The organism is Streptomyces sp. NPDC079020, assembly GCF_044542225.1.
Lineage (GTDB): Bacteria > Actinomycetota > Actinomycetes > Streptomycetales > Streptomycetaceae > Streptomyces.
This window is the reverse complement of sequence record NZ_JBITUB010000036.1, coordinates 1-12228: the sequence shown is the minus strand read 5'-3', so window position 1 is coordinate 12228 and position 12228 is coordinate 1. Positions and strand designations below refer to the sequence as shown.

The 12228-nt window shown below is 65.1% G+C and carries 9 protein-coding genes and 3 pseudogenes; 6 read left to right on the top strand and 6 right to left on the bottom strand.

Translation table 11 applies throughout. From position 1 onward, the window contains the following. On the top strand, positions 1 to 658 hold a 658-nt coding region (locus ACIGJO_RS35605), incomplete at its 5' end, for an SRPBCC family protein (RefSeq protein ID WP_399965570.1). An 81-nt stretch (positions 659 to 739) separates the two neighbouring features. Here ACIGJO_RS35605 and ACIGJO_RS35600 read toward each other — a convergent pair. Further along, positions 740 to 1366 (bottom strand): LysE/ArgO family amino acid transporter, encoded by a 627-nt coding sequence (locus ACIGJO_RS35600; RefSeq protein ID WP_399965568.1) that lies wholly within the window; start codon positions 1364 to 1366, stop codon positions 740 to 742. A gap of 160 nt (positions 1367 to 1526) precedes the next feature. Here ACIGJO_RS35600 and ACIGJO_RS35595 point away from each other — a divergent pair, with 160 nt between their 5' ends. After that, positions 1527 to 2438: a LysR family transcriptional regulator gene (locus tag ACIGJO_RS35595; protein WP_399965566.1), complete on the top strand. Its 912-nt coding sequence runs from the start codon at positions 1527 to 1529 to the stop codon at positions 2436 to 2438. Between the two features lie 230 nt (positions 2439 to 2668). Here ACIGJO_RS35595 and ACIGJO_RS35590 read toward each other — a convergent pair whose 3' ends face one another. Continuing rightward, on the bottom strand, positions 2669 to 3268 hold the full coding sequence (locus tag ACIGJO_RS35590) for a hypothetical protein (protein ID WP_399965564.1): 600 nt from the start codon (positions 3266 to 3268) through the stop codon (positions 2669 to 2671). 343 nt (positions 3269 to 3611) lie between these two features. On the opposite strand from ACIGJO_RS35590, the gene ACIGJO_RS35585 reads away from it, so the two are divergent. Beyond that, positions 3612 to 4244 (top strand): hypothetical protein, encoded by a 633-nt coding sequence (locus ACIGJO_RS35585; RefSeq protein ID WP_399965562.1) that lies wholly within the window; start codon positions 3612 to 3614, stop codon positions 4242 to 4244. Next, positions 4241 to 4456 carry a hypothetical protein gene (locus ACIGJO_RS35580; RefSeq protein WP_399965560.1) on the top strand — a complete coding sequence of 72 codons (216 nt, stop codon included), beginning with the start codon at positions 4241 to 4243 and terminating at the stop codon, positions 4454 to 4456. Before ACIGJO_RS35585 ends, ACIGJO_RS35580 begins: the two co-directional genes overlap by 4 nt. 38 nt (positions 4457 to 4494) lie before the next feature. Here the strand turns inward: ACIGJO_RS35580 and ACIGJO_RS35575 are convergent. Further along, positions 4495 to 4655 (bottom strand): annotated as a pseudogene (locus ACIGJO_RS35575) (MerR family transcriptional regulator); the annotation flags it as partial. Between the two features lie 120 nt (positions 4656 to 4775). On the opposite strand from ACIGJO_RS35575, the gene ACIGJO_RS35570 reads away from it, so the two are divergent. Both ACIGJO_RS35570 and ACIGJO_RS35565 read left to right on the top strand, forming a co-directional pair. Further along, positions 4776 to 5954 (top strand): alpha/beta fold hydrolase, encoded by a 1179-nt coding sequence (locus ACIGJO_RS35570; RefSeq protein ID WP_399965558.1) that lies wholly within the window; start codon positions 4776 to 4778, stop codon positions 5952 to 5954. Positions 5955 to 6379: 425 nt separating this feature from the next. Continuing rightward, positions 6380 to 7063, top strand: a pseudogene (locus ACIGJO_RS35565) (WbqC family protein). 763 nt (positions 7064 to 7826) lie between these two features. Here ACIGJO_RS35565 and ACIGJO_RS35560 read toward each other — a convergent pair. The 3 genes and pseudogenes from ACIGJO_RS35560 to ACIGJO_RS35550 all read right to left on the bottom strand — a co-directional run. Next, a complete protein-coding gene (locus ACIGJO_RS35560) occupies positions 7827 to 10574 on the bottom strand; it encodes an ATP-dependent RecD-like DNA helicase (RefSeq protein WP_399965555.1) in 2748 nt (915 codons plus the stop codon). Positions 10575 to 11026: 452 nt separating this feature from the next. Then, entirely contained in the window at positions 11027 to 11569 is a 543-nt protein-coding gene (locus tag ACIGJO_RS35555) for an NUDIX hydrolase (RefSeq protein ID WP_399965553.1), read from the bottom strand. 5 nt (positions 11570 to 11574) lie between these two features. Further along, a pseudogene (locus ACIGJO_RS35550) lies at positions 11575 to 12141 on the bottom strand (NAD-binding protein); the annotation flags it as partial. Positions 12142 to 12228: the final 87 nt, after the last annotated feature.

The window sequence follows — 12228 nt, the reverse complement described above, 5'->3', positions numbered from 1 at the left end:
ACCACTGATCAGACGGCCGTCCACCTGGATTTCCGGTGGCCATCAGCCTGGACTCGGCTGGCCGCACACCTGGACTTTGCCACGGCCGCCGTCACTCTACGAGAATTTCTGTGAGTGCTATCACTGCCCCACCATGCATCCGGAAATCTGTCAGATTCTTCCGAGTTGGCGTTCCGGATACGGGACGGTAAGCGGCCCCGAAGGTCCTCAGAAGCGCGGCTCCGCACTGGCTGACGGTGCCACCGGGTTCTCGCTCTCCGGAAAAGCGGCGGCGGCCCGGCTTCCCGGTGTTCCGGAAGAAGATGCGCGCACCTTCCACGGAATCCTGCTCTGGCCCAATGTGCACCTCATGTTCATCCCGGACCACGTGATGTGTATGCGGTTCGATCCAGTGGGTCCCGACCGCACCAAGGTCGTCACGCAGTGGCTCTTTCATCCCGGGGCCATGGAGCATCCCGATTTCTCCCCGGACGATGCCGTAGCACTTGTGGACGTCACGGCCCGCGAGGACTTCGAGGCGTGTGTCAGGGTTCAGAAGGCGGCAGGGTCCCAGTACTTCGAAGAGTTCCACACTCCGCACGAGAGCCTCATCATCACGTTCCGGGAGTGGGTCCTGGAGCAGCTGAAACAATCGGAGGAAAAGGCCCTGGCGATGTAACGGGGCCGGGCCCAGGTGTACCGGGAGAATGATGGGTGCACCCCAGGCGGAAAGCGCTCCTGGGGTACACCCCGTTTCATGTCATCCCAGAGCCATGTGCGCGCCGAGTCCCAGAATCAGAGCACTGGACACCACGGCGGTGACCTTTCGACCTCGTGGGCCGGTGATGAAGCGGCCGAAAACCGCCCCACCGCCGGCGAGCAGCAACTGCCAACTCGCGGACGCGGTGACGACAGCCGCGATGTAGACCGCGGATTCCGCCCACGATGCATCCTGGAGGGCCTGATGTCCGAGGATGAGCGCGACGAAGTACAGGGCGGGCCACGGGTTGAGCGCTGTGAGCGCCAGGAACATCACGAACGACCGGCGTGGGCTGACGGCCGTCTCCTCGGACGGCTCCTGCGCCGCGCCGTCCTTCTGCCTCCGCAGTCCGGTAATGGCGATCCGCGCGGCCATCACCGCCAGGACCAGGAAGGCCGTCCAGCGCAAGGGTTCGGAGAAGGGCTGGATGGCCGTGGCCACCGCCGCTCCTCCCACGACGGCGATCACGGCGTAGAGCGCGTCCGCCGTCGTCGCACCGATCGCCGCCGCGGCCCCGACGCGGAACGAGGTCCGGGCCGTCAGATTGATCATCAGTACGGCGACGGCTCCCACCGGGATCGCGAGACCGTATCCGGCCAGCGCTCCCGCCACAGCGGAGTCGAGCACAACAAGCCTCCCGTGGGCTCGGAGCGGACAGTGTGGGAAGCGGATCCGCACGGGCCCCTGTGCGAGCGTCATTCGTCGTGGGCGCGGATCTTCATTCTTGTCCGGGCGTCCTGACAGCGTCCATGGGAAAGTTCCACACCGTTCCGTTCGGAGAAGCCACATGATCGACCCTCGTCTACAGGCTCTGCGCGCCCTGCACGCGGAAGGAACCGTCACCGCCGCGGCAGCGACTCTGCACCTCTCGCCCCCTACGGTCTCCCAGCAGCTTCGTCAGCTGTCGGGCGAACTCGGCCTGAAACTCCTGGAACCGGAGGGCCGAAGGGTGCGGCTCACTCCCGCCGCGCTCGCACTGGTCGAGCACGTGGAGGCCATGAACGCCGAATGGGAACGGGCCGACGCCGTCCTGGACTCCCACCGGCGGGGAACCGCCGGCCTCCTGCGGATCACCGGCGTCGCCAGCGCCCTCGCCTGGGTGATCGCCCCGGCGGCACAGGCACTGCGCGACCGGTTCCCGGAGATGGTCTGCCGCCTCGACGAGCACCCCGACGAAGACCGCCTCAGCCTTCTGCTCGCCCACCGGGTGGACATCGCCGTGGTGATCGCCGTCTTCGATGTCTCGTCCGCGGGAGGTGGCCTCTTCGAACACGTGGTGCTGGCGGAAGAACCCCAGGACCTGGTCGTACCCGATCACCATGCCCTCGCCCGCCGCGAATCCGTACGCCTGGCGGACGCCGCCCAGGAGACCTGGATCCAGGCCGGGGACCCCAGGGACCAGCACCCGGTCCTCCTGCACGCCGCGGCGGCCGCCGGGTTCACCCCGCGCGTGGCACACAGCGCGATCGACTGGACCGCCGTCGCCGCCCTGGTCGCCTACGGACACGGCATCTGCCTCATGCCCCGACAGGCCCCACTCCCTCAGGACCTGCCCCTCCGGCGCGTCCCCCTGACGGGTCCGGCGGCCCCCGTCCGAAGGCTCCTGGCCTGCGTCCGGCCCGGCAGCCGGGCACAGGTTCTCATCGCACGCGGCCTGGAAGCGCTCCAGAACGCGGCCGTCCAGCGGCCCGGCCCATGACCACACCCGCCCCCTCGCACCGCCGGGCCGAGGGGGCGGATCACCCTGCTGGGCACCTCGGCGTATTGCCCGGTGGGAGCGATGGCGGAGGGTACGAGACGCGAACTCGTGAGGGGCAGCCCCAACCCGCTTTCCCCGGCGGCCTGCTCGATCTCACTTGTGGGCAAGGGGCGGTGAGCGGGGAAGGCAGGGACGGGCTCACCACACGGAGTGAGCCCGCTGACCTGGGGCTACCGCGTACCGTCCACGCACGCGGACACTGCCTTCGGCAGGCCGGCGAAATCGGTCTTCAGTGGGCTGAGGCGCTCCAGGCTGGACAGCCTGATGGTCTTCTGGATCCGGCAGCGTTCGTCCAGGACTCGGGTGGGCAGGACGTAGAAAGTCCATTGGTCGAGGTCGAGCGGATCGAGTGTCTGTTTGTCCTGGTGGTGCAGCAGGCAGAAGACGTACACGTCCGAGCGGCGCAGTACTTCGGCTGACGTGGCACCGGTCTGGGCATCCCAGCCGGAGGCCGGCGCGATGCCGAACGAGACCTTCGACGGCTGGGACTGTGCCCACGACTGCAGGTAGGCCGTCGACTTCACCTCGATGCGCCACTTCTCGGGCGTACGGATGTCAACCGTGTCCCATTCTGTACGGGTACCGGTGGCGGCGCCCAGCGCTGTGGCCACAAGGTACTCAGCCAGGACGCCACGCATGGTGTTGTTGGCCAGGTCGGAGCATGCCCAGCTCCAGAAGTCGGTGAGCCTGCCCACTGTCTCGCCATTGGCCCGTATCGGCTCGCTGCCGCTGTTGCGCGCTGCGACCAGCGGACCAAGATCGGCACTCATGCCGTCCTCCAAGCGACGAGGTGGGACGCCAAGCCTGTCAGTAAGTGGGCATGCTCGGTGGCCGAAGTGGAGTTGCGTGAGCCGCTTTCCCGTCGGTGGGCGCACTCGCAAGGGGGCGCGCAGCGCGTGAAGGACTCACGGGCTGTGTGGGAGACGATGCGGAAATCCTGACCTCGGCGGCTCTACTGCACGACGTGGGCTACGCACTGCGGCCGGCCGTCACCGGGTTCCACCCGCTTGATGGGCCTCGCCTTCTTCGAGACACCCACGCTGCGGATGAACGGCTGGTCCGGTTGACAGCCTCGACCTCGTGAAATGCGTCCCGCACCAGGCGCATCACACGTTGGCCACCAAGCTCCTGAGCAACGGCGCCAGCCTTGCCCACATCCGGCGCTACCTCGGTCAGGTCTCCGACCGGATGGCCGAGCACTACGCCAAGGTCGCCGACTCCGAGATCGAGACCGTCCTGCAAGCCGTCTGGGTCTCCGGCCCCGGAGCCGCCCGTCCCGGCGAACTCCTCACTGGCGCGGAACCTCTCAGCCGCGAGCAAGCCACAGCCCTGGCTCTGGACCTCAGCCGCCGCAGCACCCCGGCTGAGGGCGGCTTCTGCACCTTCCAACCCGTGGTCAACGGCGACGCCTGCCCCTGGAAGCTCAACTGCGAAGGCTGCGACAAATTCGTCCTCTCCGGCGCCGACCTTCTCTACTGGCGACGCAAACAGGAACAGTGGCGAAGTATCGCCGAGCGGGCGTCCGACGACGCCACCGCGGACTACCTCCACCAGGTCTTCGAACCGACCGCACGGGCCATCGATGGCCTGGAAAGGGAACTGGCCGGTCTCGGCCTGCTCGAAGACGCCCTGGCGCTGGACCTCCGCCGGCCCCAGGACTTCTACCACCGCCTCTGGAACACCGCCTTTCAGACCAGCGACCTCGCCAGCGACGCGGCCTACACATCCACCACCGAGGAGCCATGAGCACCACGCCCAAGGACGCCGTCCAGCGCGTGATGACGGAGAACACCACCCTCAAACGCCAGATCCAGCAACTCACCAGCGAACGCAGGAGCCTGGAAGACCGGTTGAAGGGGGCACGCGAGAACAACCGCTTCCTCGACAAGCGTGCCGCCGAACTCGAAGCCCAGCTTGCCGAACTGCTGACCCAAAGCAGAGCCATGGATCTGCCTTGACGAGACGACTCTCGTTTTTTCGGCTGGCGACCGAAGTCTCATCCGCGCTCGAGGAGGTACACCTCCAGCTCTGCGGCCCCGGTCAGCATCGCCCGCCCGCGGGCGGACAGCCGACCGTGCCAGTCGCACAATGCGGCTCCAGCGGCTCCAGCCCGCCGGCCGCCCGCACCTCGGCGATCAGTGGGGCGATCTGCTCCAGCGGCATCGTGTTCGTAAAGGACGTCCCGCAAAGCTAGCTGTACTGACCAGACAGGTTGATTGAATTTGCCGGGTGATGATCGCTTGACTTGTACCGAGGTCCAACGCTGAGGCTTGTGGCATGGATGAGGCAGATGAGGTGTTCGGCATCGCGGAGGTCTCGGCGCGGATCGGTCTGGCGCCCGACACGCTGCGCTACTTCGAACGTCAGGGGATCGTGCCGTCTCCTCGGCGCGACAACGCGGGCCGTCGCCAGTACACGACGGTCGATGTCGAGCTGATCCGCATGTTGGTCCATCTCCGTGAGACGGGGATGCCACTGGCCGACATTGCGCAGTTCACGGGCGCCGACGACAAGGTCACCGATCCAGCCGGCCTGCGCCTGGAGTTGCTCACGGCTCACCGCCGTCGCGTCCAAGATCGCCGAGAGGAGCTGGACCGTGCCCTTGGAGTGATCAGCCGGAAGATCGCGGACTACAGCGATCGGTTTACGAGTTCGTTGGAACTTCTCGACCGGCCGGACTGCACGATCGCCTTCAGCGTCCAGGGCGAGGGGCCACTGCTGTTCCTCGTTGGCGCGCCGGCGGGGCGAGCTGGCTTTGCGGCGCTGGCGCACGAGCTTGCAGGACGGTTCAGGGTCGTCACCCACGATCCGCGCGGCATCGGTGCCAGCCGGGCGGTGTCGGGGATGGCTGCGCCCACGCCCGAGGTCCTGGCGGAGGACCTTGCGGCACTCGTCGACCGGTTCACCGGCGGGCCCGCGCTGTTCGTCGGTACCAGTGGCGGTGCCGTGACGCTGCTAGAGCTGGCCAAGCAGCGTCCCCATCTGGTCGACCGGGCCGTCTTGCATGAGCCGCCCCTTGTATCTCTTCTAGACGACGCGGGCCTGGAGGACCGCGCTGCGGCAGCGTTCGCAGCGGCGGAAACTGACCCGCAATGGGCGGTGCAAGAGTTCTTTGATTTCAGCGGCGCGGGCCACCACACAGGCCCAGATCAGACGCCTCCCACGCACATGGCTCTACCCGAGCTGCCGGCTGAGGAACTCGACAAGAACCGCTACTTCCTGGGGCGGATGGCTGGCCCCACGGTCTTCTACGTGCCCGACATCGAAGCCACCCGTCGGATTTCGGTGGCGCTATGCGCCGGCGCGCTGAGCCATCACCAGATGGCGCGCCGGGCCAGCCAAGCACTTGCTGGCCAGTTGGGACTACCTCTGATCGACATGCCCGGCAACCACGTGGGCGCAAGCGCTGAGCCAGCAGAGTTCGCCCGCGCCGTTGTGCCACTACTCGAACGCTGAACACAACCCCTGGCCCTCCTGGGGCCGCACGGCCCAGGGGCGTGTCCCACGACGTGGTGTAGGGGATCAAGCGCTACGCGTTCCGGTGCGAGGCCCACGGTGATCTCCGTGGATGCGGCGGCCCACGAAGCGTCCTGGTGAGGCGGGTTGGACGCCCGACAGGGTGGGGCCACCGCCACCGACGTGCGGATTCCGGCCCCTTGATCCCCTACACCACCTGGCGGGACGCCGCCCTGGCCTGGGCGGAGTAGGCATCCTCACTGCCGACACACGCCCTGGCCGCAGGACTGGTCCGCTCGCAGGTCATTCCTGAGGCCGGGTCGCGTCCGACTGGCCCCGACTGCCCGTCTCGCCGCTGACGACGTGGGCGCTGACAGAACGGCGGCCTGCAGCGCTGTCCTCCACGTCGCGGACATGCACGGGACGTGAACTTCCAGTTCAGAGGCTCTTCTACACACTCGACGCTCGGAAAATTGGACGACGTGCAGTTCACCCGCCGCGACGACCAGCATCGAGCTCGCCTCGGCGCCCTTGACGAACCGGACCGTCGGCAGTGGCTCACCGTCCCCACACGCCTCCCCCATGGACGGCCGACTCTCATCCGGGACGCGTTGATCGACGATCCCGACCGGGCCCGCCGAAAGACCGAGGGGATGCTGCGGCAGCACTGAGGAGCCGGCCCACACTGGCCGGCCCTCGCCCGAGGCCTGGCCCGGTGCTGGACGCCTTCGACACCGGGAGGGACCGCTGCCGTAGCCGCAGCCTCCACCCGCCTGCAGCTGGACCGGCTCGGCAGGCAGGGCCAGATCCTCACCAGCGGCGACCTGCCCTCCCGGCCGGGCCGCTCCCGGCGCCTCGCCGACCTCTGCGTCGTGACGGGCGCCCGCGCGTATGTGTGCGGGACCGGCGGCATGACCTGCCTCGACCCCGCACCATTCGCCGCCGAGGGCGTCGTCGTCATGCCGTTCCGGCCGCCGACGACCAGCATCCGGTCCTCCGGCCGAAGGCTCGGTGCGCTGTCGGTGTTGGCGGCATTCGGCCCGCAGGTTCTGGCCGTTCGTCCGCAGAGGCTTGCCTTGGACCACGGCCGTCCAGTGGCCGTTGCTTGACCGCTGCCTGTTCGTGCTTCGTTCGGATCAGCGGCGTGGGCGGGTCGGCCGACCCGTACGAGTCGCGGCCGGCATCGGCGGCTGGGTGGCGGAGGAAAGGGATCTCAAGGGTGATGCGGTAGTGCTTCGTAGGCGGGCTGCCTCTGCATGCCGGCCGAACCGAACCGCCCGACGGATCGTCCTGCTTCCGAAGGGGACAGCGTCGTGAGCCTCGGAGATCGGCGGCGGCAGCGACCACCACTCAAGGTGCTCTGTCTCTGTCCGGCAGGTGCCCCTGCTCGGCGGCCGGGGAGCCAGAGGCTCGGCCAAGCCCTCCCTGTGAGTGGAGCGACTGAGACCAGAACTGCAACCGACAACGTCGAAGGCCCCCGCAGCAAGCTGCGGGGGCCTTCGACGTATTGCCCGGTGAGAGCAATGGCGGAGGATACGAGATTCGAACTCGTGAGGGGTTGCCCCCAACACGCTTTCCAAATGTTCGTACGGGGGTCCGGCGGGGGTCGTGGGTGTCCTGACCTGGTGCGGAGCAGGGCGTCGGGCAGGTGGCGGACGGTGGTGGATGGGGGTGAATGAGACCAGAACTGAGACCAGGGCGCCGGGTAGTACCTTCTTGACGACGATGGTGTGCTGGAGGAGCCGCTCCAGGTAGCCCGAGCGAGCGCTTTGAGGCCAGTTCACCCAACAGCGATGAGGCACCTCCGGCCCACACCTCTCGTGTCGACTGAGGGATGCTCCACGGCGCCGCCGTTGTTATCGCTGCCGGCGCCTACGGCAGCTGGCGCGTCTTTTGGCGCTTCGGTCGCTTCTCAACAGGGACCAAACCCCGGCGGATCTTCATCAGATGTTCGTCTTTCGTGTTCTCGTGCACCGCGAGACGGCTCAGGATTCGATGCTGCGTTTCCGGAGTCCAGAACACTTCGAGACGCTTCCGAGCGCGTGTGATCGCGGTGTAGAAAATACTGTGGGAGATGCTCTCCTCGTTGGCATCCGTGATGACAATCTTCACTGAATCGTACTCAACACCTTGTGCCTTGTGGATCGATACGGCGTAAGCGATCTGAAACGGCACAATGGTGGTGACGGAGTCGTCGTCATCGTCGCTATCGCCACGCTCGAAGACATCGAACTGGACAGTCGAGCCTTCCACCCAGCGTAGACCTGTGAAGAGCACATCGTCTTCAGTGACATCCCGTTCGAGATTCACATCGAAAGTGATACGGCCTGGCGCGCGATCGATCTTGACGATCTTTCCCTTCAGGTTGTTGAAAATGACTGAGCTGAACCGATCAGACTCGTTGAAAAGTACCAAATCTCCGACCTTGTAGGTGGACTCGCTCCAAGTGACAGCTGGATTAGGGTTGCTCGCCTGCAGGAACCGGTTAACGTTGTTGATGCCGTACAGGCCGTCATAGTTAAGGCAGAGCACGATCTCGTCGTCGCTTCTATGTTGAAATAGTGAGTCTCCCAGAACCGTCGAGTAGCCATTCTTCGAGAGCGACTCTTCGATGTGGTCGTCCAGGTTCCGCACCCTGTTCCACAGCGTGAGAAGACCCTGATCGGTCGTCCTGAAGGGCTCTGTTAGTTCGAATACAGACTCGCTCGGGATGTACGACCGGATGATGCTGAACCAGTTGCCAAACTCAATCGACTCGATCTGGTATACGTCACCAACAAGCACGAGAAGGTCGAAGGATGTCTTCTCAAGTACATCGAGCAGGCTTGCGTTGCTCACGGTGCTGCACTCGTCGATTACCAGAACGTCGTACGCTGCTCCGAACGACGTACCGTTGCGCACGTGCTTGCTGATCGTGCTGAACTCGGAGTTCGGCGCCTGTACTCGTCGCTTCAGGTTGTCGACGGCCGGATTGGTATGTGCCAAGAAGAGCTTCCGCGTGCCCTCGAAGTAGTTCGCGATGTGATTCACCATCGTCGATTTTCCCGTACCGGCCGCGCCGTAGACGAGGGCGACATTCGAGTGCTCGAACAACTCGGTCAGAGCTGTAGCCTTCAAAGGGTCATCGATGACGCCGGGGTTCACGTCAATCCATGCCTGCACGTCACTGCTGTGGTTAGGGACGCCACTAGCAGAGATTTCCCGGAGTTTGTTGATGATCGAGACCGTGTCGTCCTCGTAACCGACGATGAACACATGCCCATTTGCTTGAGCCAGCTTCCTTCGTGCGTGTCGTTCTTTGGGCGGAAGCATGCCGTTGTGGCGCGCGATCAGCTCGTCGAGGTCACCGAGGTCCTCCAGCTCAGCTGACGGCGTATAGATCACGCCGTGCTGCTCGACATTGCTCCTGACTCTTCTGGCCAGCAGCTCGTGAGGCCGAGTCCTTGCGTCCAGACTCTCGGCAAGGTCCCCAAAGCGCGGGTTATGCCCGCGTGGTGATGTGCAGAACGGCATCGTGTCGAAGGGCTTGCAACCCCAAGATACGCGCAGCCCGGAGAGCGCAGAACACTGGTCGGCATCGAACTGTGCCTTGATAATGCGGTTGTTCATCCGCAGCATGAGGTACCGCAAGAGACGAGAACCTGGCCGGTTGTTGCGGATGAGTGAGCGCGCGCGGTCTAGGACAGGGAAGATAGTCGCATTTCGTTGAGTGTCGTCGAGCGCCCAGGAGCGGAGCGAGCCGTAAGCCGCATCAGTCATATCCATGAGATCAAGCAGGCTTGATCGTGTTGCTGTGAGGTACCGCATCAGGTTGCGGTACTCGGAATGCGACCTACTGACCTTGCCGTGCGAGGCGTCGAAGAGGCGCGCGAAGTTGTCGAATTCGCACGGTCGGATTGACACCTCCCACGAGCGGATCAGCGTGATCGGCATTTTCTTGCCGAGTACCTCGATCGTCTCGCTCGCCAGCTCCAGACTGGCCGCGTATTTGTCGGTGACGTCGATGTCGGTGAACCCAATGACGCGATCGAACTTACTCGTCCGGTTGTGGGCGAGATGAAACGTAACCTCATAGTAAATACGGCCAGCGATGAAGAATGGTCGCGAGCTGTGAAGGTAGTATCGCTCGCGACGTGGACTTGAGGGCAGCCTCGTTTTTCCCTGCTCGATGCAGGCCGCAATCTTCTCGTAGTACTCCCGCAACGAGGGGTCGAGGTCGATCGGGAATTGTTCGATGTTTGTCAGGATCGTTATCCCGAGCTGATCCTTTGCGAGGTCGCGGGTGCGGAGTAGGTACTCGTAGTACTTCAGCATCAACCGCTCGGAGGGGTCGCGATCCAGCGTGTAGTGCGAGACGCTGGCCTGGAGTAGGCCATGGAATCTACTCAAGAGCCTGAACTTGGCGAGCGCCTTAACGGCATCCAGAGCTGGCCCGACCTGGTTGTAGTGAAACTCAGCAGAGCGATCATTATGGTGCGCCCAGACAGCGAGACCCTCGACAAGATTCCGGAGTTGGCCCAGCACGTTCTGTGAAAGGAAGCCTCGGTCGCCTACTGGGTTGGCAAGGTTTTGGCAGATCACGTCGTCGGCGCTCTTCACTTGCTGTTCTACTGTTGCCATCGCTCCCGCTCTACTTCCCCGAAGGATCGTGCGTCGCCTTCGATGGCGAGGCACGTCGTCCTGGCCACCTCGCCCCGAGCCTTGCCGAAGTGCACCGGACGGTTTCCGCGCAGGTGTTCGTCCTGCTGCCGAACACTGGACGCCGCCCCGGTACACAACACCAGACGACAATAGAACCACTCAAGAGCTCACAAACAACCCTCTTTTCAAGGCTCCCTGCTTGCCACACCAGCTTCTGACCTGACCTGTACGTTCCCGAGACCAGAGGTGGCTCGCGCCACCCTGGCCGCCCATGTATGGCGACAAGCGGCGAACAGATCCATCGGGATCGGCGCTCGCCCTCACCGAGTGCGCCATGAGGACGGGGAGCACAGCCACTACGCATCCGGCGGCAGGCTCGCTCCTTGCCGCTTCGCCTCGCAGAGTCAGGGGAGTCGCCGACCCCTCGATGGTCAGAGAAGCGCGTGTGCAACCCGCTGCCTCAGCTGGTCGTCCGCGAGGCTGTCCACCGTGCGCCACACGGCGTCCGTGACCTCTTCGGTCTGCAGTTCGCCGATGTCGGCGGTGGTACGGAACAGGAAGCGGAAGTCGAAGTGCTGGTGGGTGGGCTCATCCTTGGCGGGGTTGGCGTCGATGGGGTGGACGTCGATGTGCAGTGGGAGCTTGCCGCGCGGGGTAACGACGTGGGGCGGGATCCCGGTCTCCTCGGCGAGTTCGCGGCCGGCGGCTTGCAGGAGCGTGTCGTCGGAGGGCTCGATGTGGCCGCCGGGCAGCAGCCATTTGCCGGTGGCGTTGTGGAGGATGTGCAGGACACGGCCGTCGCGGCCGATGAGGATCGCGCCTGCGGTGACGTGTCCCGGCAGGGACTTGCGGCTGGTGAGGTCGTCGCCGTCGTCGAGGAGGCCCTGGACGATGTCGATCTCGCGCTTGTCCTCGGGGTGCTGGTCGAGGTACGCGGTGATGGTGGTGCGGATGTGCTGGGCCGTGATGGGCATGGTGATCACCTGTTGAAGTAGGAGAGCCAGGTCGCCGCGATGGCCTCGCGGTCAGGTGCGGGGACCTCGTGGATGCCAGGGGCGAGGTCTCCGCGGGTAAGCATCCTGATCGCGGCGAGGATCTCGGCCTGGATCAGGAAGATGAACGGCCCAACGCTCGCGCCGTGGATGAAGTTGACGGCATTGCCGCCGTTCGCCAGATAGAAGTAATGGCCGGTGGTTTGGTAGCGGGTTACGTGGTCGCCGACGACCGTGCGGGTGTAGACGTCCGGCAGGCCGGCAAGGTCGAGCTCGTCCTCGCTGGAGGTGACCGTGGCGACGTAGGCGCCGTTGCGCAGGTGGGAGAAGTCCTCGCCGCGCAGGGAGACCGCGCCGGTCGCGCAGAGCACCAAGCCGGCGCCGGTGAGCGCGGTCTCGCGATCGCGCGCGACGGCGAACCCCTGGGACAGGGCCTGGGTGCGGCGTACCGGGTCGATGTCGAAGACGGTGACCTGTACGCCCTTGGCATGCAGGAGCCGGGCAATGGAGGAACCGAGCTTGCCAAAGCCGATCACAAGGGCGGGGCTGAGGTGACCCCCGGAGTGTGGACACAGGGGTTCATGCTGCGAGTGAGAGTTTAGCTGTCTTGTGGTGGTGCTGTTCGAACTCCATCGGGGAGA

Bases quoted from the DNA above. Each gene is read 5' to 3' on its own strand.
- ACIGJO_RS35595 (WP_399965566.1), top strand. From the start codon at position 1,527: ATGATCGACCCTCGTCTACAGGCTCTGCGCGCCCTGCACGCGGAAGGA.
- ACIGJO_RS35590 (WP_399965564.1), bottom strand. From the start codon at position 3,268: ATGAGTGCCGATCTTGGTCCGCTGGTCGCAGCGCGCAACAGCGGCAGC.
- ACIGJO_RS35580 (WP_399965560.1), top strand. From the start codon at position 4,241: ATGAGCACCACGCCCAAGGACGCCGTCCAGCGCGTGATGACGGAGAAC.
- ACIGJO_RS35570 (WP_399965558.1), top strand. From the start codon at position 4,776: ATGGATGAGGCAGATGAGGTGTTCGGCATCGCGGAGGTCTCGGCGCGG.
- ACIGJO_RS35560 (WP_399965555.1), bottom strand. From the start codon at position 10,574: ATGGCAACAGTAGAACAGCAAGTGAAGAGCGCCGACGACGTGATCTGC.
- ACIGJO_RS35555 (WP_399965553.1), bottom strand. From the start codon at position 11,569: ATGCCCATCACGGCCCAGCACATCCGCACCACCATCACCGCGTACCTC.